16 protein-coding genes are annotated in these 23,155 nt (G+C 68.7%); 4 read left to right on the forward strand and 12 right to left on the reverse strand.

Features of this window, described 5'->3' with window-relative positions; translation table 11 throughout:
- Positions 1 to 28: 28 nt before the first annotated feature.
- The 3 genes from ACQHII_RS25565 to ACQHII_RS25575 all read right to left on the reverse strand — a co-directional run bounded on the left by ACQHII_RS25565 (position 29) and on the right by ACQHII_RS25575 (position 1,963).
- Positions 29 to 220 (reverse strand): FxLD family lanthipeptide, encoded by a 192-nt coding sequence (locus ACQHII_RS25565; RefSeq protein WP_427921497.1) that lies wholly within the window; start codon positions 218 to 220, stop codon positions 29 to 31.
- A gap of 62 nt (positions 221 to 282) precedes the next feature.
- Complete coding sequence (fxlM, locus tag ACQHII_RS25570; protein ID WP_427921498.1) at positions 283 to 1,512, reverse strand: methyltransferase, FxLD system; 1,230 nt, start codon at positions 1,510 to 1,512, stop codon at positions 283 to 285.
- Between the two features lie 10 nt (positions 1,513 to 1,522).
- Positions 1,523 to 1,963: an ATP-binding protein gene (locus ACQHII_RS25575; RefSeq protein WP_427921499.1), complete on the reverse strand. Its 441-nt coding sequence runs from the start codon at positions 1,961 to 1,963 to the stop codon at positions 1,523 to 1,525.
- A 527-nt stretch (positions 1,964 to 2,490) separates the two neighbouring features.
- Here ACQHII_RS25575 and ACQHII_RS25580 point away from each other — a divergent pair.
- The gene (locus ACQHII_RS25580; protein WP_427921500.1) at positions 2,491 to 3,816 is read left to right on the forward strand and encodes a DNA-binding protein; all 1,326 of its coding nucleotides are present in this window, start codon (positions 2,491 to 2,493) and stop codon (positions 3,814 to 3,816) included.
- A gap of 6 nt (positions 3,817 to 3,822) precedes the next feature.
- Here the strand turns inward: ACQHII_RS25580 and ACQHII_RS25585 are convergent, their stop codons facing one another.
- Positions 3,823 to 4,848, reverse strand: a complete 1,026-nt coding sequence (locus tag ACQHII_RS25585; protein ID WP_427921501.1) for an NAD-dependent epimerase/dehydratase family protein — start codon at positions 4,846 to 4,848, stop codon at positions 3,823 to 3,825.
- A 732-nt stretch (positions 4,849 to 5,580) separates the two neighbouring features.
- Here ACQHII_RS25585 and ACQHII_RS25590 point away from each other — a divergent pair.
- Together ACQHII_RS25590 and ACQHII_RS25595 are read left to right on the forward strand one after the other, a co-directional pair.
- Positions 5,581 to 6,708 carry a TRADD-N-associated membrane domain-containing protein gene (locus ACQHII_RS25590; protein ID WP_427921502.1) on the forward strand — a complete coding sequence of 376 codons (1,128 nt, stop codon included), beginning with the start codon at positions 5,581 to 5,583 and terminating at the stop codon, positions 6,706 to 6,708.
- 592 nt (positions 6,709 to 7,300) lie between these two features.
- The gene (locus tag ACQHII_RS25595) at positions 7,301 to 8,299 is read left to right on the forward strand and encodes a DUF6414 family protein (RefSeq protein ID WP_427921503.1); all 999 of its coding nucleotides are present in this window, start codon (positions 7,301 to 7,303) and stop codon (positions 8,297 to 8,299) included.
- Positions 8,300 to 8,629: 330 nt separating this feature from the next.
- Here the strand turns inward: ACQHII_RS25595 and ACQHII_RS25600 are convergent, their stop codons facing one another.
- Both ACQHII_RS25600 and ACQHII_RS25605 read right to left on the reverse strand, forming a co-directional pair.
- Entirely contained in the window at positions 8,630 to 9,460 is an 831-nt protein-coding gene (locus ACQHII_RS25600; RefSeq protein ID WP_427921504.1) for an alpha/beta fold hydrolase, read from the reverse strand.
- A 166-nt stretch (positions 9,461 to 9,626) separates the two neighbouring features.
- Positions 9,627 to 10,301, reverse strand: a complete 675-nt coding sequence (locus ACQHII_RS25605; RefSeq protein ID WP_427921505.1) for a TetR/AcrR family transcriptional regulator — start codon at positions 10,299 to 10,301, stop codon at positions 9,627 to 9,629.
- A gap of 132 nt (positions 10,302 to 10,433) precedes the next feature.
- On the opposite strand from ACQHII_RS25605, the gene ACQHII_RS25610 reads away from it, so the two are divergent.
- The gene (locus ACQHII_RS25610) at positions 10,434 to 11,921 is read left to right on the forward strand and encodes an MFS transporter (RefSeq protein ID WP_427921506.1); all 1,488 of its coding nucleotides are present in this window, start codon (positions 10,434 to 10,436) and stop codon (positions 11,919 to 11,921) included.
- Here ACQHII_RS25610 and ACQHII_RS25615 read toward each other — a convergent pair.
- The 6 genes from ACQHII_RS25615 to ACQHII_RS25640 form a co-directional block, all read right to left on the reverse strand.
- A complete protein-coding gene (locus ACQHII_RS25615; protein ID WP_427921507.1) occupies positions 11,908 to 12,552 on the reverse strand; it encodes a TOPRIM nucleotidyl transferase/hydrolase domain-containing protein in 645 nt (214 codons plus the stop codon). The genes ACQHII_RS25610 and ACQHII_RS25615 overlap by 14 nt on opposite strands.
- An 83-nt stretch (positions 12,553 to 12,635) precedes the next feature.
- A complete protein-coding gene (locus ACQHII_RS25620) occupies positions 12,636 to 13,547 on the reverse strand; it encodes a hypothetical protein (protein ID WP_427921508.1) in 912 nt (303 codons plus the stop codon).
- Between the two features lie 19 nt (positions 13,548 to 13,566).
- Positions 13,567 to 15,288: a diflavin oxidoreductase gene (locus ACQHII_RS25625; protein ID WP_427921509.1), complete on the reverse strand. Its 1,722-nt coding sequence runs from the start codon at positions 15,286 to 15,288 to the stop codon at positions 13,567 to 13,569.
- Positions 15,285 to 20,786 carry a glutamate synthase-related protein gene (locus ACQHII_RS25630; protein ID WP_427921510.1) on the reverse strand — a complete coding sequence of 1,834 codons (5,502 nt, stop codon included), beginning with the start codon at positions 20,784 to 20,786 and terminating at the stop codon, positions 15,285 to 15,287. The genes ACQHII_RS25625 and ACQHII_RS25630 overlap by 4 nt, the downstream gene beginning before the upstream one ends.
- A gap of 226 nt (positions 20,787 to 21,012) precedes the next feature.
- Positions 21,013 to 21,684 carry a response regulator transcription factor gene (locus tag ACQHII_RS25635; protein WP_427921511.1) on the reverse strand — a complete coding sequence of 224 codons (672 nt, stop codon included), beginning with the start codon at positions 21,682 to 21,684 and terminating at the stop codon, positions 21,013 to 21,015.
- 10 nt (positions 21,685 to 21,694) lie between these two features.
- Positions 21,695 to 22,993 carry a sensor histidine kinase gene (locus ACQHII_RS25640; RefSeq protein ID WP_427921512.1) on the reverse strand — a complete coding sequence of 433 codons (1,299 nt, stop codon included), beginning with the start codon at positions 22,991 to 22,993 and terminating at the stop codon, positions 21,695 to 21,697.
- Positions 22,994 to 23,155: the final 162 nt, after the last annotated feature.

Consider the following 23,155-nt stretch of genomic DNA (forward strand, 5'->3'; position numbering starts at 1 on the left):
GACCCCGGCCCCGCCCCTCGGCGGTTGATCAGCCGCCGATGCAGGTGCTGTTGGAGCAGGCGGACTGGCAGGTGGAGGTGCAGCCGTCGCCGGTGTCGTTCAGCAGGCCGGGCACGACCGGGGCGGACGCGATGGTCTCGATGTCGAGGTCGAAGTCCGTATCGGTGCTGGACGCGAAGTCCGTAGCGGCCTTGAGCGAGGTGCTGCCCTGTGGTGCCATCTCGATTCCTCCTGAGTGAGTGGGATGTGCCTTGTTGTCCTGACCGGTGGGCGCTCTCGGCTCTACGGCCAGGTGATGAGGACCCGAGTGTGCGGGCGGTCGACGACGCGGCCCGAGGGAAGCTGCCCGTCCGGTGCGCCCATCGGGTGGATCTCGATCCGTGCTCGGTCGCTGCGGTGCTCGCCGTCCCAGACCTGGATTTCCTCGACCAGACGCTCGGCGACCTTCTGGCCCTGCGCCCCATGGCCGATGGCGCCGAGCTCGAACCGGTCCGGGTTTTCGGTACGCCGAACGGTTCGATAGGCGAAGCTGTCGCCGTCGACGAGCGTGGGGACCCCGAGCGGCGAGGCCGAGGCGACCAGGCCGCGCTCGCGGGCGGCCGGGGTCGCGGCCAGGAGCGGCAGGTTGTCCAGTGCGGTCGTCAGCCACATGTCCAGGTGCTCGCTGGACTCGTCGCCGGCGAGTGTCACTCCGGACCATGCTGTGACGCTGGGGCTGCGCAGGGCGGCGCGCAGTCCGTCGGCGTCCGGCTCGGGGTGACCGTCCAGACGCAGGCCCACTTCTTCGCCTTCGGCGTCATGCAGGAGGACCAGGCGAACGCGGTTCTCGCCGACGCCCTGCATGGGCACGAAGCCGCACAACTCGACGCTGTCGCTCAGCAGTTGGTCGCCTTGGCGGACGAGCGCGACGGTACGGGTCATGCCACGCATCCGCAGGGGCACGACGATGCGGCCGCCGTCGACGAGCTGCTCGGTCCAGGCCGGCGGGATGTCGGCGGCCTGGACGGTGACGAGAACGCGGTCGTACGGAGCGTGCTCGGCCACGCCGTATTCGCCGTCGGCGGTGACGACGCGCACCTGCTGGTCGTAGCCGGTCTCTGCCAGGAACTTCTCGGCGCGTGCGGTGACGTCGTGGTCGATGTCCACGGTGACGACGAGGCCCTCGGGGCCGACGATCTCAGCCAGATAGGCGGCGTTGACGCCCCCGGAGCCGATCTCCAGTACCCGCATACCGGGCCGCAGGTCGGCCTGTTCGATCTGCATCGCCTGGATACGGGCGGCGGACACCGAGCTGATGGCCACACCGTCGGCGTCCTTCTTCGTGATCGCGGCGTATTCCGTCTGATAGGCCGTGGCCAGGTCCAGTTCGGGGGTGGCCAGATGCCTGGGGATCTTGCGGAACGCGGCCACGACGTGCGGGCTGCGGGCAGCGTCGAGTTCCATCAGTTCTCGGACCATCGCGTCGCGCAATTGCCCGGCGGCTGCGGGGACTTCCTCGTGGTGGGTGGTCATGTCGTGGACGTTATTCACGAGCTCCCTCTTTCCGGGCGGTGAGCGATCGGCTGCACCAGACCCACTTGCCCTTGCGGCTTCGCTGCGTACGGCATCCCCAGTCGTCGGTGAACGCTTCCACCAGGGACAGTCCGCGGCCGGACTCGCCCTCGGTGGACTGCGTGTGGGGCACCGGCAGACGGGGAGAGGCATCGGCGATCTCGGCCAGGACGGTGTCGAAACGCTGCCGCAGAACCATCACGATGGGGCCCTCGCCGTGTTGTACGGCGTTGGTCACCAGCTCCGACACGACCAGAACCATGTCGTCGGCCAGATCGCCCAGGCTCCAGGAGGTCAGGGTGTCGCGCGTTGTCCTACGTGCCTTGGACGCCGCGTGCGGGTCGGATTCCAACGGGATGGCGAACGCTCTCAGAACATGGCTCGCCGTCGTGCTTGGTCGGGGAATTGTCATCACGCCCACCTGCGCAGAGCGTCTCGGACCCGTCGTACCGTCCGTGTGCTGTTGTCGAAAACTCCAGGAGCAGAGTCAACGCGGGCTCTACCGGACGGAGTTGTTCGTGGCATCGCGGGTAACCGCACAGGCGGCCTGGTCCGGTCGTCCGGCCGGTGCGAGAGCAGCCGTCTGTCCCGGAGGGCCGGTGGGGGGCTTTCGTGCTTCACGGCGTGGCTCCTTGGGAGAGACGGACTGTCCGGACGGGGGCGCCTTCCGCGACGGGTACATCGCTGGTGACGGTGTCCTCGCACTAGGTGACGGCGATCAGAGTGAGGCCGGGGCGGATGTCGTCACCATGGCCCAGCGGGTAGCGTCTGCCGCTCTTCCAGGTGACGCACGTGGCACGCGGGTAGCTTCGAAGTGTCGTCTGCACCACGGCGGTTGCGGCTCCCCCAAGTGCCGGGGTCCCCTGAATGCGAGGGAGCCGCAGGCCAAAGGCCGACGATGGTCGGTCAGTGGTCTTCTTTGGCCGAGAGGGGCCGATGATGGATGAACGTCCCAGGACGCTGCTCAAGGCCCTGGTGGCCCAACGGCACTGGCGCTACGGCGACTTCGTGGGCCACTTCACCCGCACCGCCGAGAAGGTCGTCAAGAAGGGCACCGCGAACCCGACGATCTCCGAGGCGCAGTTCCGCCGTTGGACCGCGGGCACCATCCGGACCCTGCCCGGCCCGGACGCCTGCCGGGTGCTGGAGGAGATGTTCGGCGTCAGCGCGGCAGCGCTGTTTCAGGCGCCTCCCTCAACCGATTCACCTGCACCCGCGTTCAGCCTGAAGGACGAGATCGACATGACCGCACGTGAAGCTTCCAACGAGGCTGGTGCCGCCGCCTCCGCGTCCATCTCCGACACCACCCTCGACCAGCTGCGCGACGACGTCGCCGAACTCGCCCGCCGCTACCACGCCTTCTCTGCGTTCGAAATCCTCCAGACCGCACGGAAGTTGAGGGAGGAAGCCGAACAGCATCGCGACCGCACCCAGGTTCCCGTCCAGCAGCAGGACCTGCTGATCATCGCCGGACAGGCCTGCGCCCTGCTGTCGGCAGCAGCCTTCGACCTCGGTTCACTCGACGGCGCCACCCGTCTCGCCCGGGCCGCCGCGCTGTACGGCGAGACCGCCCGCTTCACCCCGCTGCGGGCCTTCGCCGGCGGTGCCCTCGCCTACATCGCCTACTTCTCCGGTCGGCCCGCCGAAGCGGCGCAGATCGCCCAGCGTGCGCAGATGTTCGCCGGGCTCGGGGACGTCGCACACCGTCGCCTGGCGGCCATCGAGGCACGCGCGCACGGCCACCGAGGCGACGCGGCCTCGGCCCAGCAGGCGCTCAACGCCTCCCGCCAGGAAGGCCGTGGGCATATTGACGACCTGCACGACGGCGTGGCGGGCGAGTTCGGCTTCCCCGACGACCGACTGGCCATGTCCAACGCCTCGACCTGTCTGCTGCTCGGCGACGGCGAACAGGCCGAAGCTGCTGCCCGCACGGCGCTCGACCTGGTGACCGGCAAGCCCGAGGCCCTCCGCTCCGCACGCGTCGTGGGCGGAGCTGCTGCGGACCTGGCCGCGGCCCGCCTCCTGTGCGGTGATCTCGACGGCGCCGCAGACGCTCTCGAACGCGTCTGGATCGTGCCCACCGAGCAGCGCGCCACCGGTCTGCTGACCCGGACCACGCGCGTCCGCCGCGCACTGACCGAGGAGCGGTTCCGACGGGCGCCGCTCGCCGACGAAATGGGCGAGCGCCTGGAACATTTCAGCCGCCTCGCCGCTCAGCATCAATTGGGCGTGGGATCGGGCACGTTGGCGGTCCTGGAGGGATGAGCCGACTCAGGACGCGGAGGCCACAGCAGCGAGGATCTTGGCCTCCTTTTCCGGAGCGATTCCGTGCTCCGCCCAGCGAGGGTGATCCACCGGACGCCCGTCGGCCCGCAACCAGGCCCAGGTGTCCGTAATCGTCTCCGTCAGCGGCCGACACCGCAGCCCGGCCGCCACCGCTTTGCCGGCGTCCACCGACCAGACACCGGCGTGGGTACGCCAGAGGGGCAACTCGGTCCACTGCCGCACCTCGTGCTCGATGAGCACCTCGGGCTCCACCCACACCGGGTAACCATCCGACTCGGTGACGGCAAGGCAGGCGAGCAGGAAGTCCCCGAACCCGATTCCCTCCGGATGGGCCAGGTTGTAGGCGCCGCCAGTGTCGGCAGCCGCCTGGTCCAGGGCGAAGGCCGCGACATCGCGCACGTCGACCGGCTGGATGATCCGGTCGGCCGGAGCCGGCGCCAGCACCGGCCCGCCCCGGCTGGCCCGGTTCAGCCACCAAGGCAGCCTGCCCACGTACTCACCCGGCCCGAGAATGACTCCCGGCCGCAGGAACACCGCCCCATCGCCGAACGCCTCGGCGACTGCCCGTTCCCCACCTGCCTTCTGGAATCCGTACTTGGTGGGCGACCCGTCCGCACCGGTGTAACCGAAGGACTCGTTCGCGTCCGACGGGCACTCCAGCACCTCGGACTCCTCGGTCAACGTGTGATGCGGCCACCCCGAGTACACCGACACGGTGGACACGTGCACCCACCGAGCTGCCGCACCGCGCAGGGCTTGCGCGGCCAGCCGCACGTCGCGCGGCGGAAACTCGGAACTCGACGTATCGATCACCGCGTCCCAAGGGCCTTGGGTGGCAAGCCGGTTGAGATCCGCAACCTCCGTACGATCACCGCGGACCGCACGTACCCCCGGCACGTCCTGACCAGACCGGCCACGACTGAACGTCGTCACGTCCCAGCCACGGAGCAGCGCTTCTTCGACGACGCACTTGCCCAGGAACCATGTGCCACCCAAGACCAGAATCCTCATGGTCAGGATCCTGCCCTCCTGCTGGACGGGGGAGAAGAGGGGCGTCAGTTCGCCCGGGGGCGGGACGGACAGGGAAGTCCCTGAAGGACTGGCGCGCTGTCGCAGAGCCAGGGGGCCACGAAGTCAGTCGACAGAGTCTTGGACTTACGGAGTGGCGGCGTGGCGTACCGCTGAAGCTCAGCATCGTTGTACAGGTTGCTGTGGTCTTACTCATCCGACAAGTACGCGCCCAGCCAACGCAGTGATTCTGCAGGGTGTTCGCTCCTGTTGTGTAACTGCCCTTTCTGTCTTGAGAGTTGGGTAAGTCGTTCTTCTACTGGGCAGCGAGTCAGTGGTGGAGATGAGTGGCTGCGTACCTGTACGCGTTGATGGTTCGGGCTTTATAGGGACGATCTTGGTCTGGCGCAGACAACTGCCGGGGACCGGTGGGGACTAGTTCCGCCACTGCCTGTCAACGCTGTCACGCAGTTAGACACTCACCGAAGCTGGCGACGGTGGTGCTTGACTGTCCCACTCGACCGTCGGTTTCGGGGACCTTGGCCCAGGAACGGCCAATGAATCATGGTTGGGATGAAGGTCTAGCGCGCTTGGCGCGGAAGGCTGCTCCTCTCCCTGGCTCCTGCAGCGCTGACGACATGCCCTCTTTCGGTGAACGCACTGCTTGTGGAGGCGATGTCACCTATGATCCCTTAAGGAGATAACGCATATTCACATAGGTGGCAGGTGGGGGCAGTGAACAGAATCGGCGGGAAATTTCCGATCCTCTTGATGCTAATTTCATCAGTCTTTTTAGCACTTTCGGTGATGGAAATCGACGCAGAATTTGATTCGATTGATCCATCAGAGGTGAGCTCTCTTACTGCCGCATTCATCGAAGTTGGTCCGTGGTTGGCGATAGCACTCTTCATCGGAGCGACTTTACTGAGCTTCACTAAGGCTTCGCGTAGTTCTGCCGAGTGGAGGCCGGAAACTAAATACACATCAGCGTTCTTCGCTGGCTCAGCTGTAATCACAGCTGTCGCACTCTATGCTATCTTTGGCGGTATTTTTTCCAGCCTGAAAGAGATTTATGACTCTGAGCATGGAGTCAATCCAAACTCCGCCAAGTGGATCCCGATCTACAGTCTCCTTATACTTGCTATTCTGGCGTCGTTTCTCCCGGTTCTGGCAATCGGAGCGATGAATTTGCTGGCGGGTAAGTTTCTTGTTGCCAGTCCACTCACGCATCCTGCGATTGAAGTAGAACTCGTAAATGCTCTTGGGCTAGAAAATGGGGGATCGGAGCGAGAGAGCAGCGAGAACGACCTAGAACTCGACGTGTCTACTGATGACCAGAGGGCGGGGGCGGCCAGAAAAACAGTTAACGATCCGCTGACGAGACTGGCAATTGCACATTCTGACGGGCATGCCAGGCTTATCCTCAAATATTATGCACAAGGTTATTCGCAGGCTAACCTAGGGTTCATTTCCAGTCTTGGATTTGCAGTCATCGGATTTTTCGCAATCCTTGCTTCAGCATTGTCTCTGTGGTTTCTTGGCGCGAAGTCGGCGGTCCCAATATCTATTACGGGTTTTTCGGGTGCGATTAGCGGAGCGGTGAGCTTCCTCTTCTTCCGTAGAGCCGATAAGGGGCGTGAGCTTATGATGGGGCTCATTGATAAGCTTCGCTTAGACCGGGAAAAGGAACTCAACACGCTTAGGTCTCTTGAGCAAATGGAGAAGTTCGATAAAGGGATACTTCCTGACGCTTTGAGGGCTGCTGCCGCTCTCCAATTTATGAACTCCTCGATCACGCTCGAACAGTTGTCTACCTTTTTAAGGGAGAATAATTTTGGACCGAGTGAGCGTGACACTTCTTGAGCGCTGAGGTCGGCGATGGGGGCCGATATACCTGCGCGTATCGAGTCGGCACCGGGTTCAGCAGTACGAGTTAAGGCGGGAGGCGGTGAATTTTGATCCGAAATCATCTAATGGCTACAGCGCAAGGAAAGATCCCCTGACTGGCGCATTTCGCTAGCAATCGCCGCCGTCCCAGCTATGGCCGCCATAATTGCTGCCCGCTCGGGAGTGCCAGCGGTAAAGTCGTGTGGCTCCCAAGTCGTCGACCTGCACCTGCCCGCAGTCCGTCACGAACTTGTACGACAACTCAGCTTGGGAAGCTGCGAGAAATTGTGGCTGGTTGTGGCGCCGACCTGGATGAATGTTCGGGCCGTAATAGTGTCGGGCTCCTTTGCTTTCATCGTGATTCCCGGCTCTATATGGAACCGTCGAGGTCCATGCATCACAGCGGCAACCCACTTAATCAAGATTGGTCATTTTTGGTTAAAGGGGCTTTCCGTGCGCGCCGGAGGGCCATGATGGGACACAGTCGGCTGCTCTGGTTCAGCTACCCATCAGCTGTACGGTCACGTCCAGGTACGTACTTCAGTACTTCAGTGAGGCAAAGCACCCCATGATCTTGCGCGAGTTTCTTTATGTGGACACCGATAAAGTGCGATCGATGCTTGCCCAGCTCGACGGAGGTGTAGCCGAGGAGGAACGCGAAACCGGACGGGAAGAAAAGCGCACGACAGTCGGACCTCGTGGGGTTGCCCAGCATTTTCAGGGAACTGGGGTCGAGCGCTATACACAAAAATCACTTGGTGATGCGCTTTTCCCGATGCTAGAAAGTGCCCTAGAGTCCGAGTTGCTACTGCGTGACATCTCTGAACATGTAGCAGATACAGGGCAGTGGACTTCCGGAAAAATGAGAGTAATTGCACCGCCGGGATCATTGGTTCGAATTACCGCCCGTGGGACGCTTTTCGATTCGCGTTACGTCGCGAATACGTTCGCTGCCTTCGCCTCGGTTAATATCGGACTACAAGGGCTCGGTGCTATGCCCACTCCGCCTCCGCCAAACAGTGGCAAGACTGGTAAAGGTCAGCAGCGGAATCGATCTGGGAAGGCGGAAGGGAATTTGCAAGAGCAGTTGGAGGACTTGATTCCGGAATTCCGGATGGATGCAGGCGGTTCCATCGTCGACACTGATGATCTCCGCTCGATTCTACGGGTAGCGCGCGGCGTATTTGCGCCAGGGCTTCATATAAATCTCTCCCCTGTGGAGTCAAGTGAGGTGCTTATCAGTTCTCGATTGCAAGAGGGTCGGCAATACCTAGACTCTGAGTCCGATATTCTTTTCGCCCGCTATGGAACGGCGGAACAGGAATGGACCTTGGTCGGGAGTGTAGGACAGCACGGCACTGAAGATGCAGTCGAGCCTAACGATGCATTCATGAACTCCGACGGGAGTGTGTCGCGCGGTAAGCTGGCTAGGTTCATTAATGCGCACATTGCAAATATTGGAGCAACGGGATTCATTGACTTGCCGCAGCATCCTGGATTTTCCGTGATCCCGTTTGCCGTATATCGATCAATTCCGCGCTTTTCCATGGGAATTAGCGTGCCGTGATGTGCTAGTTTTTATGGCCATGTCAAGTTGCGGTGCGTCCTCATCGGTTCGCGGTGGCGCTGCCCGTTGCCTACGGAATAAAGAACCGCACAGCAAGCTAGGAATCGGAAAGCATCAAGAACAAACATCCGTCAAGGAAGAACTGAAGTTGGGGCGGGACTGGGGGGTCTGTACGCACCCCGGCTCGGCGTTCGACGGGCGGGTGCGTTTTGAGCATGACGGTTGTGAGTTGTTCGGCGGTCGGGAGGACGGTTCCTTCGGCTGATCGTTGTGTGGAGCAGCGAGGCCCAGGTCATCGACCCGGGCCTCGCTCGTGCGGCTGAAGCAACCTCAGTCCCTCGCCCCCGGCTTCACCACCGTGTCCACGAAGTCGCCGATCGCTTCCAGTGTCGCGCCCAGCTGCTCGATCTGCGGGAAGTGGGCCGCGTCCGCGATCGGGACGAAGCGGCTGTTGGGGAAGGAGTCGGCGTAGCCGCGGCCGTACTTGAGGGGGGCTATGCCGTCTTCCTCGCCCCAGACCACCAGGACCGGGACGGTCACCCGGTGGAGGCGGGCGCGGAGCTTCGGGTCGTAGGTGAAGTGTTCGCCGCCGTAGACGGCGAGGGTCTTCTGGTTGGCGGCTGCCGCGGCGCGCTGTTCGTCGGTGAAGGAGGCGAAGTCGGGGCGGAACGCCGGCTTGGCGAAGGAGAGTTGGCTGATGTCGGCGGGGGCCATGGGGCGGGGGTCCACGACCCGGTTCTCGACCATGTGGGCGTGGATGCCGACCGCGTTCAGGAGGGTCAGGGCGCCGATGCGGCCCTGGTTGTCGCGCAGGGCCATCTCCGCGGCGATCCAGCCGCCGACGGAGTTGCCGATCACCATGACGCCCTTGAGGTCCAGCGTGTCGAGCAGGTCCAGGTAGGCGATGGCCAGGTCGGCGACGGTGTCGAAGCGGTCCGGGCGGGGGGTGCCGTCGAAGCCGGGGTGGGTCGGGGTGACGACGTAGACGTGTTCGGAGAGGGCGGCGGAGATGCCGGCCACCGTGCGCGGGCCGGCGCCGCCGTGCAGTACCAGGACGCCGGTGCCCTCGGTGTTCTCGCCGAACTCCTGGACGGTGACGGTGAGTCCGCCGGGGAGGGCGACGGTGCGGGTGGGGGCGGGAGACATGGCGGAGGTGGGCATCGTGAGTCCTTTTCGCTTGGCTCGCTCGGGCTTCGCTGCTTGCTGAGAGCTGGCTCTCATGAATGTAGGGGGTCGGCTCTCTTTATGCAAGTGAACTCTCATGATGAGAGTTGGGTGTGCCTGGTCGCGGGAGGGTGCCAAGTGGTGGTGCGGGTGCGCCGATTGGCTACTGGTGCGTGCCGGGGTGTGGGTGTTCGACCGGGGTGCGGGCCGGCAGGCCGCGCAGGAGGGCGTCCAGGAACAGGTCGAAGCGGGGGCGGGCCGTGCCGAGGCCCCGGTCGGTCTCCGTCGCGGCCAGCCACTGGACCACGCCGAGTCCGAAGATGTACCAGCTCTGGTCCGCCTCCGCCGGTTCCGCGCCGGCGGTGACGAAGGCCGCGGTGACGCGTTCGCGCAGGCGGCCGAAGGAGTCGGGGTTGTGGCGGTGCGGGCGGGCCACGTGGGCGGCGTAACCGGGTACCGCGCGGAACTCGTCGTGCATCGCCCACGCGAGTCGGGCCAGCCAGGCGCGCCAGGTGCCGGGAGTGGGGGAGTCCGGCGGCAGGATGCGGTCCACCACGACCTGGCTGATCAGGTCCAACAGGCCGTCGCGGTCGGGGACCCAGCGGTAGAGGGCCGAGTGGGAGACCCCCAGGCGGGTCGCCAACTCCCGCATCGTGAGCGTGGTCAGGTCGCATTCCAGGGCGGTCGACACGATCAGCTCGCGGCTCAGCCGGGACGGGCGGCCCGGGCGTGGCCGCCGTTGCCGTCCCGGTGTCGGTGCCGGTGCCGCTCCCGGGTCCGCTCCCGCTCCCGAGTCCGGGTCCGGTTCCGGGCTCTTGGGTTCGGACTCCCTGGTCATCGGCAGCAGCCTAGTGCAGACCGGTGTCTGGATTAGTGACCGCTGGTCACTAATCATGTTAGGGTCCCCTCACTTTCCTGCCGTCACGTCGACTTCTCGGGAGGCTCGCCCATGGGATCGGACGCGCCTGACATGGATCACCCTCGCGACCCCGGCACTCCGCTCGTCCTGCTCCTCTGCGCCCTCGGTGTCGCGCTCGCGCAGACCGTCGTCGTGCCCGCTCTTCCCTTGTTCCAGCGGCGACTTGGCGTGGATCCGTCCGGCGCCGCCTGGCTGCTCACCGCGTTCATGCTGGCGTCGGCCGTGGCCACGCCCATCGCCGGACGGCTCGGGGACCTCGTCGGGTATCGGCGGGTGATGGTCGGGTGCCTGCTGTGTCTCGTGGTGGGGAGTGGGCTCGCGGCCGTGGCCGATCGCGGTGGGTCGTTCGCGGGGATGACCGTCGGGCGGGTGGTGCAGGGACTTTCCGGGGGAGCGTTTCCGCTGGCCTTCGGGCTGGCGCGGCGGCGGGTGCCGGAACGCCGGCTGCCGGGTGTCGTCGCCGCGCTGAGCGCGATGTTCGGGGTGGGCGGGGCCCTCGGCATGGCGGTGGCCGGGCCGCTCGCGGACGCCCTGGGCACCGCCTCGCTGTTCCTGCTGACGCTGGCCCTCGCGCTGCCGGCTCTGGCGGGCATCCTCGTGCTACGGCCCGACGCCGACTCCGGCCCTGAGTCCCACCCCGACTCCGGCCCTGAGTCCCACCCCGACTCCCGTACCCGTACCTCGCTCGACCTACCCGGTGCGTTCCTCCTCGCCGTGACCCTGGTCGCCCTTCTCCTCGGGATCAGTCAGGGGCGCACCTGGGGGTGGACCACGCCCCTCACCCTCGGTGTCCTGTGCGGCGCGCTCGTCCTCGGCGGCGGCTTCGTGGTCACCGAACTGCGGTCCGCCGCACCGTTGCTCGACATGAGGCTGCTGCGGGGGAGGGAACTCGCGGCGACCCACACCGCGACCGTCGTCATCAGCGTGGCCATGTTCTCGGCCGTCACACTGATACCGCAGTTCGTCCAGACGCCGAGCAGTGCCGGATACGGCTTCGGTGCCTCGGCCTCCCGGACCGGGCTGGTGATCGCGCCCATGGCCGTGTGCATGCTGCTGGCCGTCCCCGTCTGCGCGCGACTCGCCGCCCGTACGGGGAACGGCACAACGTTCCGCATCGGGGCGGCACTTGCCGCGCTCGCGCTGTTCTGGCTGGGCGCGGTGCACGACCGGCTGTGGCACTTCCTGGTGGCCGGGGCCGTGCTCGGGACGGCGTACGGGTTCGCCTTCGCCTCGCTCGGCGGGCTTGTCGTCGCCGCGGTGCCGGCCGAGCGGACGGGTGCGGCCACCGGCGTCAACACGATCCTGCGCACCATCGGCGGCGCGGCCGGTGCCCAACTCGCCACGGCGATCGTCACCGGCTCCATGGGGGCGCCTCCGGCGGCGCTGCCCACGGAGGCTGGTTACAGCAGCGCCTTCTACGCCGCCTCGGTGACCGCCGCGCTCGCCCTGCTGATGAGCGTCAGCATCAGCGTCAGCATGAGGGGCAGGGGCAGGGGCAGGAGCAGGAGCAGGAACCTCTCCGGGGTTACAGGGCGTTGAGCAGGTCGTCGAGGGGTGTGGGCGTGCGGTCGGGGGTGAGGGCCTCGACCAGGACCCGGCCGTAGTGGATTTTGCGGCCCGATGTCGTGCCGAAGAAGCGCCTCAACTGCTGCTGGATGGTGCGGCCTTGCTGGGCGGGCTGGTTCAGGAAGGTGCGCAGGGGGCGCAAGTCGCCCTCCGCGTCGATGAGTTCGGTGACGCGGGTCGGGCCCAGTGCGCGGATCAGTTCGTCCTCCAGGTCCGCCGCGCAGACGAAGACGGCCTGCTGCGGTGCGCCCGCGCTGTCGAAAGCCCGGGCGTAGTAGGGATGTTCGCGTTCGTCGCACAGGCCGGTGAGGCGCAGGCCCAGGCCGGAGGGGGACGGGCCCAGGAGACGGGCGTAGCGGCCTACGTTCATCGCGCCGCCCATCGACAGGACGCAGACCCCTTCGGCGGCCAGGTCCCGGCCGCGGGCGGCGGCGAGTGCGTCCACGGCCGCTACGTCACTGGGGCCTTCGAGTAGTACGGCGACCCGGACGCCGAGTTCCGCCGCCGACTCGCGTGCCGAGTCACCGGGGTCACCGGCCGCCGCGCACCCCGCGACCGCCTCCCGGAACCTCTCCATCTCTCCCGTGCTCACCATCCCGACCATGAGACGAGTCTCCGTCCTGCCCCGGCCGATCCGGTAGGGATTTTTCGCCGGGGCAGGATCAACTACCCGCACAGGCAACCGCGTTACGCGTCCGGCAGTGACTCCGCGAGGTGTTCCCAGGCCGTGTGCACGTCCTCGCCGACGATGCCGAACTGGGTGATCACGGCCACGCAGCGGCCGTTCTCGTCGTCGAGTTCCAGTGCCGAGGTCGGGCCGTGTGCCGCCGTGGAGCGGACCAGGTGGCAGGCGCCGACGGCCGTGAGGTCGAGTTCCACCGAGCTGTCCGCCACCGCCGCGAACACCCTTCCCCCGACGGTCCGGTCCGTGACGTGGACCCGGCCCGCGCACGCCTGCATGACCACGGCCGACGGGGCGAACACCGCTACGCCGATGGGCAGTCCGACCGAGCAGACGTGGTCCAGCACCGAGGCCACGACGTCGACCTCGATCGGCCGGGACACGCCGCCGCGAGAGCGGTGGAACGCCGTGCGCCGTCCGGCCCCGCCGTCCACCAACACCGCGTCCAGCTGGGCGAGTTGGTCACCCTGCTGCCAGGCGGCGGCCGGGACCTCGGGGGCCGTGGACGGCGGCCCGCCGCCCGACGTCCCCGCCCGCACCGTGGGCGCCAGCCCCGCCAGCAGGCGGTCGCCCTCCGACAGCAACTGCCCCTGGTGCACGGTCCGTCCGGCCGGGTCGAGGAGTCGCAGGGCTACGGCGTCCTCGTCGCGCGCGATCACCGCAGCCGCGATTCCGGCCGGGTCGACGCGCAGGGTGATCGACCCGGGCCGGATCGCGAACGCCTCGCCGCGCAGGGTCGGTACGGCGTAGCTGCCGGCCTGGTCGATGCGGGCGACCGGCCCGCCGGTGACCGCCCGGACGTACTGGAAGAGCGTCAGGCAGCGGGCCAGTTCCGGCATGCGCGCGTCGATCAGACGGGCGCTGCCGCCGCGCCGACCACAGCAACCCTCGTACCCACAGCCCTGGTTGTCGGTCATCCGCAGTACACGTCCATCCTCAGTACACGTCCCGTACGTAGCGCTTCGCCCGGCGCAGGTCCGCGAGGTACTCCGCCGCGTCGTCGTCGCCGCGTCCGCGCTGTTCCGCCACGACCGCCAGCAGTGCCGCCTCCACGTCCTTCGCCATCCGGGAGGCGTCGCCGCAGACGTAGACGTGGGCGCCGTCCTCCAGCCAGGCGTACAGCTCGCGCGAGCGTTCCCGCATGCGGGTCTGGACGTACACCTTCTCGGCCTGGTCGCGGGAGAACGCGAGGTCGAGTTCGGTGAGGACACCGCGCTGCCGCAACTCGCCCAGCTCGTCCTCGTACACGAAGTCCGTCTCGCGGTGGCGGTCGCCGAAGAACAGCCAGTTGCGGCCGGTGGCGCCGCGCGCGGCCCGTTCGTGCAGGAAGCCGCGGAACGGGGCGATGCCCGTGCCGGGGCCGATCATGACCATCGGGGTGTCGTCGTCCGCCGGGACGCCGAACGTGGGGTTGGGCTGGAGGTAGATCCCGACTCCCGTATCCCCATTGCCCGTTCGGTCCGCCAGGTACGTCGACGCCACGCCCCGGTGTCTGCCGTAGCGGACGGACGCGACCGTGAGGTGGATGCGGTCGGGGTGGGCCAGTGGGCTCGACGAGATCGAGTACTGGCGGGCCTGCAACGGCCGCAGGAGTGGCAGGAGTTCGGTCAGGGTCGGGGCCGTCGGCCCTGCGTCACGCAGCAGGTCCAGGATGTCGCGGCCCCAGAGCCAGGAGTCCAGGTCCGAGCGGTCGCCGTGGGCGACGACCGCCGCGAGCTCGCCGGACGGGGCCCGTTCGACGAGGTCCGCGATCAACTCCTTGGAGGGGGTGCGGATTTCGCGCTCCGTACGGAGCAGCCGGGCCGCCTCCTCGTCGGTGCTCGCGCCCAGGTGGTCCAGGAGCGCCCGGACCAACGCCTCGTCGTTCAGGGGGACTACGGCCAGCGCGTCCCCGGCCTCGTAGGTGATGCCGCTGTCGCCGAGGTCGAACTCGTAGTGGCGGATCTCCTTCTCGCTCCGGGGAGAGGAGAGGAGCCGGTTCACCGCGAGCCGGGACGGGTAGGGGGTGCGCTTGTTCCAGGGGGAGCGGGGGCGGGAGGCAACAGCCTCTGCACTTCCGCCGCCCGTTGCACCCGTCTCGGCCGCCACCCGCTCCAGCACCGCCGCCGTCCACTCGGCCGCCGGTTCCTCGAAGTCCACGTCGCAGTCGACGCGTTCGTGGAGCCGGGTCGCGCCGAGCTGTTCCAGTCGGGTGTCGATGAGCTTGGCGGCCTGGCAGAAGTCGTCGTAGCCCGTGTCGCCGAGGCCGAGGACCGCGTACCGGACTCCCTCCAGCCGCGGTGCCGTGTCGGACTGGAGTGCTTCCCAGAACAGGCCCGCGTTGTCGGGGAGTTCTCCCTCGCCGTAGGTGGAGGTGATCACCAACACATGGGTCATGGCGGCCAGTTGGGCCGGGGTGACGGTGTCCAGGGCGCTCGCCGATCCCGCGAGGCCGCGTGTCCGCGCCCCGGCCGCCAACTCCTCGGCCAGGAACTCCGCGTTGCCGGTCTGGGTGCCGTACAGGACGTTGAGCGTGGCGGTGGGTGCGGCACCGGACACGTCCTCCCGGCGTCCGGCGGCGGCGATGCCGGCGATGAACCCGGCCAGCCACGCCTCCTGTTGGGCGGAGAACGGTGCGTCGGCCGGGATGAGGGAGCCGGTCGGGGGCAGGAGCGTCACGTGGTCACCGTCTCGGTCGGGGCCTGCGGGGCGCGGCGCGTGGCGATGTCGTCGAGGGCGGCCGTGGCGAGCAACTCGTCGAAGCGGGCAGCCCGTACACGGCCGGCGTTCTTGGTGTGCTGGTGGACGATCCAGCCGTAGGTGCCGGGGGCGTCCACGCTGAGGTTGTTGCGTTGCCGCAGCGCCCGCTTGTAGTCGTCGAGGCGCTTGCTCGCGATGAGCGTGGCCAACTCGTCGTCGTCGAAGCGGTCCAGGGTGCCGCGCAGGTACTTCACCACCCGCTGCTTCACGAAGAAGTCCTCGGTGAGGACGAGGTTGCGGACCGCCTCGGCGACCCTGGGATCGTCCGCGCCGGTGGCGCCCGGTACGCGTTGCAGCGCGAGGTCCTGGGCGACCGCGAGCACGGTGTACGAGGACAGCAGCGAGAACATGTCGTCGCTGCCCTGGTCGCCGAACTCCGGTGCCCTGCCGCCGAGTACGGTACGGCGGTCGCGGTAGTCGACCTTGAACGCGCGGAGTTTGTCCGTGGCGATGGATGTCGCGAGTTCGTCGAGCAGCTCCCCCCGGGTCGCGGCCGCGAGGATCTCCGTCGAGTCCTGGTAGAGGAGCAGCGCGCGGGGCATTCCGCAGTACACGTGCCGCCGTTCCGTGTCCCAGTCGTGCAGCAGCCGGGCCGCCGACTCCGAGCCGGTGGCCTCCAGATGCCAGGTCAGCAGCAGGCGTACGGCCTCCTCGTGGAAGGCGCCGTGCACGGTGTCGGTCACGGGGAAGACGAGGAGCGAGTCGGCGCTGACGCGGTCGGCCAGTTCGCCCGACGGGTCGTACTGGTAGAGGAATCCGCCGCTCATGCCGTTGCCGAGGCCCTTGCCGAAGCCGCCCAGGTTCAGGACCGTGCCGCCGGTCATGTACTCGCAGCCGAAGTCGCCGATGCCCTCGACGACCGCCGTCGCACCGGAGTTGCGCACCGCGAACCGGTCGCCCGCCTCGCCCTGTACGAACGTCCGGCCGCCGGTCGCGCCGAACAGCGCGAAGTTTCCGACGAGGACGTTCCCGCCGCGTTCGGTGCTGCCTCCGCCCGGTGCGCGGACCACGATCCGGCCGCCGCTCTGGCTCTTGCCCACGCCGTCGTTCGCGGTGCCGGTGTGTTCGAGGGTGATGCCGTCGTTGCAGAAGACACCGTACGACTGTCCGGCCGAGCCGGTGGTGCGGACGCGGACCGCGTCGTCGACGAGACGGCGGCGGCCCCGGTCGTCGGTCGTGAACGCACCGCCGCTCAAAGTGAGTTCGTGGTTCAGCAGGCGCTCGACGTCGATCGACAGCTGGCCGCCCACCGACTTGTCGCTGTTGCGGAGGCGGATGCCGTCGATGAGGACGGCCGCCTCGCGGCGGTCCACGAGTGCGGTGCGGACGCGGTCGAGCAGGGTGTCGTCCGTCGTGAAGTCCTTCTCCAGGTACTCCGGTTCGGCCACGACCTTCTCCGGGACGCGGGCGAGGAGGCGGCGGACGTCGAGGCGGCCGACGCTCGCCGGGTGGTCGAGGAGCTGGAGCAGGTCCGTGCGGCCCCGGGCCTCGCGCAGCGAACGCAGGCCGAGGCGGGCGAGGATCTGCCGTACGTCGTGCGCGATGTTGAGCAGGTACTGCGCCAGGGCGCGCGGATCGCCCTCGAACGCCTCGGAGTTGGTGGTCAGGCCGGCGGGGCACTTCACATTGCAGTTCTTCGCCATGACGCAGCCGAGCATCATCAGCGCCGTCGTACCGAACTCGAAGCTGTCGCCGCCGAGCAGCGCCGAGGTGACGACGTCGCCGCCGGTCTGGTGTGCGCCGGAGCAGCGCAGGATCACCTTCTGGCGCAACCCGTTGGCCACCAGGGCCTGGTGTACCTCGGCGACACCGATCTCGGCCGAACGGCCCGCGTACTTCAGGCTGGTGACGGCCGCGGCACCCGTACCGCCGGTGTTTCCGGCGACGTTGATGACATCCGCGCCCGCCTTCGCGACACCGACGGCGATGGTGCCGATGCCCTCGGAGGACACGAGCTTCACCACGACCCGCACCCGTGCGGCCTTGCAGTCGTGGATGAGCTGGGCCAGGTCCTCGATGGAGTAGGTGTCGTGGTGCGGGGGCGGGGAGATGAGCTCGATGCCGGGGGTGCCGCCGCGGGCCGCCGCGATGTCCACGGTGACCTTCGGCGCGGGCAACTGGCCGCCCTCGCCCGGCTTCGCGCCCTGCCCGATCTTGATCTCCAGCTCCTCCAGCATCGGATCGGCGAGATAGCCCGCCCAGATGCCGAAGCGGCCCGACGCGAACTGCTTGATCCGGGAGCCCCGGATGGTGCCGTAGCGGGAGCGGTGTTCGCCGCCCTCGCCGCTGTTGGACATCGCGCCGACCATGTTGGTGCCGTGGGCGACGGCCTCGTGCGCGGTCGCGACCAGCGCGCCGTGGCTCATCGCGCCGGAGGCGAGGGCGCGGGTGATCTCGTGGGCCGGTTGTACGTCGGTGAGTTGGACGCTCTCGGGGGCGGGCCGGAGGAGGGCGAGGAGGCGGGCCGCGGTGCCGGTCGCGGTGACGGTGACGCCTTCGGGACTCACGGCGACCGTCTTCACCTCGCCGGGGTGCGCGAGGGCGAGACCGTCGGCGAGGGCGGTGTGGCGGTCGGCGTCCCCGGCCAGAGTGAGCCGGAAGGTCAGGGCGTCCAGGGCCGACACGACCACTCCCCGTACCGTCACGCTCGCGTTGCCCGCCGTGGAGAACCGGCCGAGTTCGCGGGCGAAGTCCTCCGCCGTGCGCAGGCCGGTGACGTCGGCGGGCAGGGCGAGGACGTCGCGCAGTGCGGACGGGCGGCGGGAGCGTTCCTCGTGGGTGGTGCGGAGGAAGGCCCGGTAGCCGGGGGTGATCCGGAACGCGTCGATCTCGGCGTCGCTGAGCGCGTCGTAGCCCGTGTTGCGGTAGGCGCTGTCGCTGATGCCGAAGGCGTCGTCGAGCTGGCCGAGGGTGAGGAGGCGGAGGGCGTCGGGGTCGGCCGCGCGCCCGAACTCCGGGCGCTCCTCGGCCATGTCGCCGAATCCGCGTACGGCGGAGACTCCGAAGGAGTGCCCGGCGCCGTCCGACCGTTCCTTGAACAGGCCCAGCAGCGGCACCTGTTGCTCGGTCTCCACGGCACGGGCCCGCTCGTGCCACTCGGTCGCGGCCTGCGCGATCCGCGCGAAGCCGACCCCGCCGACCGGCGCCTCCATGTGCGGGAAGACGCGGGCGAAGACGTCGTCGCGGGTGTCGAGGTAGTTCGGTTCGAAGAACGCGCCGCCTATGTAGCTCTCGGCGGTGCACAGGCCGACCCGGCCCATGGTCTTCGCGAGGGCCTTCTCGGCGGCCTTGCGGAAGCGCGCCAATGCCCGGTCGGTTTCCGTGACTTCGCCCGCAGGGGCCGGTGCGCTCGGGTGCTTCTCCTCGGCGCGCAGGCGGGCGCTGAGGCTGTAGACGGCGGAGGCGCCGAAGCCGAGTGCCGTCGCCACATGGTGCGAGGACGGCAGCTGTCCGCTCTCCGCCACGATCGAGACGCGGAGGCGCAGCCCGGTCTCGATGAGGCGCTGGTTCACGGCGGCGACGGCGAGAATCACCGGCAGCGGGGCGCGGGTCGAGGAGATCGCGCGGTCGGTGAGGACGGCGATGCCGCCGCCTTGCGCCGCGAACGCCTCCACGTCGTCGCAGAGTTGGTCGAGCGCGGCCCGCAACGAGTCGGCGTTCGCCGTCTCGTCCCCGGCCACCGGGTCGTAGAGCATCGCGAAGCGTTCCAGCGGCACGATCCGCTGGTCGCGCAGCCGCACCATGTCGAGGTGGCCCAACACGGGCGACTGGACGACGAGTTGACGCCCGCCCGCGCTGCCCGTGCCGTCCGGCTTGGGGCCGAGCGCGACCCGCATGCTCATGCCGTCGGCCTCGCGGATGCTGTCCAGCGGTGGGTTGGTGACCTGGGCGAAGCGCTGCGAGAAGTACTTCGCCATGCCGCCCTCGGTGTCGCTGAGCGCGTTGATGGCGTTGCCGTAGCCCATCGCGGAGATGCGTTCCGAGCCGTTGGCGAGCATCGGGTCGAGCAGGAAGCGGAAGCTCTCCTGGTTCAGCGAGTACGCCACGTACCGTCCGGCGAGGGCGAGATCGCCGTCGTAGCCGAGGGTCGTGGTGCCCCGGTAGTAGTCGGGTGCGGGCAGGTCGTCGAGGTTCACCCGGGCCGCGTCGAGGAGTTCGGAGTACGGGCGGCGGGTGGCCAGGGTGTCGAGGATCTCGCGGGTGCGCAGCCGGCGTCCGGTGCGGTGGTCGACGACCAGCATGCCCCCGGCCTCGATCCGGCCCCGGTGCACGACTTCGCTGTCCGGGAAGGCGACTTGGCCGGCCTCCGAGGCCACCATCAGGTACTCGGCGGTCTCGACGGTACGCAGCGGACGCAGCCCGAGCCGGTCGAGGCGGGCGCCGATGACGTCGCCGTCGCTGAAGATGACGGCGGCGGGACCGTCGTTCTTCTCCTCGTAGAGGGAGAAGTATTCGAGCATGTCCCGTACGGCGGCGGGGAGTGTGCGGTCGTTCTCCCAGGCGGGCGGCATCAGCGACACGACGGCCTCGACGAGGTCCAGCCCGTCGTCGAACACCCGGCTCTGGAGGGTCTGGTCGAGCCGGCTGGAGTCGGACTGGCCCGGGGGCCGCACGATGCTGCGGGTCCGGGCGCGCGCCAGGGCCTCGTCGCTGAGCCGGTTCTTGCGGTCGGTGTTGAGCTCCCCGTTGTGCGCCATGAGCCGGAACGGCTGCGCCATGGTGGGGTGCGGCTCGGTGTTCGTGGAGAAACGGGTGTGGAAGTAGAGCGAGCGGACCGAGTGGCGGGGGTCGTTCAGGTCCTTGAAGTACCCGATGACCTCACCGGAGTTGAGGCGTCCCTTGAGCACCTGCGTGCGGGCGCTGAGCGACAGGGGATACAGGCCGGCGTAGGTGTCGTCGGCGTAGGCGACGGCCTCGATCGCGAGGAGCGCGCGGTGGGCGGCTGCGTCCACGGCGGTCCGGGCCCAGTCCTCCGGGGCGCGGAACACCCACTGCACGAGGGGGAGTTGGTGCGGTTCGGCGGCGGGGCGGGGCACGCCGTGGTCGACGGGGACGTCACGTACGAGCAGCGGCTCGAAGCCCTGCTCGGCGATGCTGCGGCCGACCAGGGCGACGGCCGCGTCGCGACGTGAGGTGTCCTTCGGGACGAAGCAGTTGGCGACGCCGAAGTGGCCCGCGCGCAGCGGCTCCCCGGTCAGCGCGCCGAAGAACTCCACCGACAGGTCGACGCTGACGCCCGCGCCGTCGCCGACCCCCTCGGCGGACTTGCCGCCGCGGTGCGGGATGGCGCGGAGCGCCTCGTCGCCCCTGCGGATGACGTCGTGACTCGGCGTCCCGTCGAGCCGGGTGAGGAAGCCGACGCCGCAGTCACTGTGGTCGCGGGCAGGGTCGTAGAGACCGAAGGTCGAGTGATTCACGTGCCCGTCCTGTGCGCGGGTGCCGGCTGGGGGTACCTCCCAGGCGGTCGGGGCCCTGGGAAGGACGGCCAGGCTGCGTCGGTGAAGCGCTCGCCGCGGGCGGACCGGGGTGCGGTCGCCCTGTGTGGTGCAAAAGAGAACGGTAAGGGTTGCCTAACTTCCGCCGCAAGTGTGTCCGCCGGTCGGACGGGGGCGGGGGCGCCGCTCCCTGACCGGTAACCCGGGCTCAGACCAGCCGCCGTAGATCCTCCAGGTACCGCAGGACGGCCGCGACCCGGCGGTCCAGCTGGTCCGTCGGGGAGAGGTCGAGCTTGGCGAAGATGCTGCGGATGTGTTTGTGGACGGCGCCGTCGGTGACGACGAGCTTTCCGGCGATGGCGGAGTTGCCCAAGCCCTCGGCCATCAGGGCGAGTACGTCGCGTTCGCGGGGGCTGAGGCGTTCCAGGCGGGTGTCCTGGCGGGAGCGGGTGAAGAGCTGGGCGACGACCTCGGGGTCGATGGCGGTGCCCCCGGCGGCCACCCGGTGCAGCGCGTCGAGGAACTCCTCGACCCGGCCCACCCGTTCCTTGAGGAGATAGCCGAGCCCGTTCACCCCGCCGCCGAGCAGCTCGGTGGCGAAGCTCTGCTCGACGTAGGCCGACAGGACCAGGACCGCCAGGCCGGGGCGGCGGCGCCGGGCCTCCACCGCGGCGACGATCCCCTCGTCGGTGTGCGTCGGCGGCATCCGTACGTCGAGGATCGCGACGTCCGGCCGGTGTACGTCGATGGCGTCGAGCGCCTCGTCGGGCGTGCCGGCGGTGGCCACCACGTCCAGCCCCTCGGCGCGCAGCAGCAGGGCGAGGCCCTCGCGCAGCAACGCGTCGTCCTCGGCGATCACGATCCGCACGGCCTGTTCCATCTCGTCCACCTCATGTGCCACAGGGAAGGTCCACCGTCAGGACGGTCGGGCCGCCCGGTGGGCTGGTCAGGGTGAGACCGCCGTCGTGGGCGGCGACGCGGCGGCGGATCCCGGTGAGGCCGGAGCCGCAGTCCTCGTCGGCGCCGCCCCGCCCGTCGTCCTCGACGGACAGCAGCAGTCGGCCGGCACTTCCGCGTGCCCTGACGACCGCCTGCCGCGCGCCGCTGTGCTTGGCGATGTTGGTCAGGGCCTCGGCGACGACGAAGTACGCGGTCGCCTCGACGGAGGCGGCACAGCGCGCGGGCACGTCCACGTCGATCCGGCACGGCACCGCGCAGTCCGCGGCGAGACCGGAGAGCGCGCCCGCGAGGCCCCGGTCGGCCAGTACGGGAGGCAGGATGCCGCGCGCGACCGTCCGCAGTTCGGCGAGTGCCTGTTCGGCGGCGGACTGGGCGCGTTCGAGGAGTTCGTCGGCGCCGGCCGGATCGCGGGCGACCATGCGGCGGGACGCCCCGATCAACACGGCCACGGAGACGAGGCGGTTCTGCGCGCCGTCGTGCAACGAGCGCTCGATGCGCCGCAGTTCGGTGGCGTGCGCGTCGAGGGCGGCGGCCCGGGTGGCGGTCAACTCCGCGACCCGCAGGGAGAGATCGGCGTCGGGACCGGCCGCGAGGAGCCGTCGCCCGGGGTCCGACTGGAGCCGGGCCATACCGGGCGTCAGCCCCAGGACGATGGCGATCCAGCCGACGCCAAGGAGCGCCACGGCGAGGGCGTCCGCCCAGGTGTGCGCGTTGCCGACGCCCAGGGAGGTGGCCGTCGTGTTCGCGGGCAGGAAGCTCCAGTACAGCGGGAACGCGGTGTCCCGCACTGCCAGGGGCGGCAGCAGCACGCCGAGCAGTCCGAGCAGCAGGCCCAGGGTGGAGTGCCGTACCAGCCAGCGCAGTTCGCGGTGGGTGGTGGCGTCGGTGAGCGCGAGCCGCAGCCGGGTGGGCGGCGGCTCCGGGGCGACGACCTCGGGGCCCCGGCGGGCGAGCCGCTCCCGCTCCCGGTCGGCCAGGGCGTGCAGGGCGCGGAGAAATGTGGGCGCCATGAGCAGCCCGACCCCTACGACACTCGTCACGGCGGTGACGGCCAGCCACAGCACCAACAGCCCCGCGAACACTGCCGTGTTGAGGCCGGAGGCGAGCTGCGCGAGGGACTGCCCCGCGGTGCTCAGGGCCCGTAGCGCGAGGTGCCGGACGCTCTCGCGCGGGGCCGCCGCCCCGGCACCGGCTGGCCCGCCGCCGCTCTCGCTCGTGCTCGCTGTCATGCGAAGGACCCTATGCCGTACGGCAGTTCGGCGCGGGTGCGGACCGGCAGGAGTACAGCCTGCTGTACCCCGCATCCGGTGGGCTGCGGGATCGGCCGCGAGGGGTGCCGGTCCATAGCGTCGACGACGACAGCGGAAGCCGTAGGAAACCCAGGGAGCAGC

Source organism: Streptomyces sp. cg40 (assembly GCF_050320165.1).
In the GTDB taxonomy this organism is placed as follows: Bacteria; Actinomycetota; Actinomycetes; order Streptomycetales; family Streptomycetaceae; genus Streptomyces; species Streptomyces hokutonensis.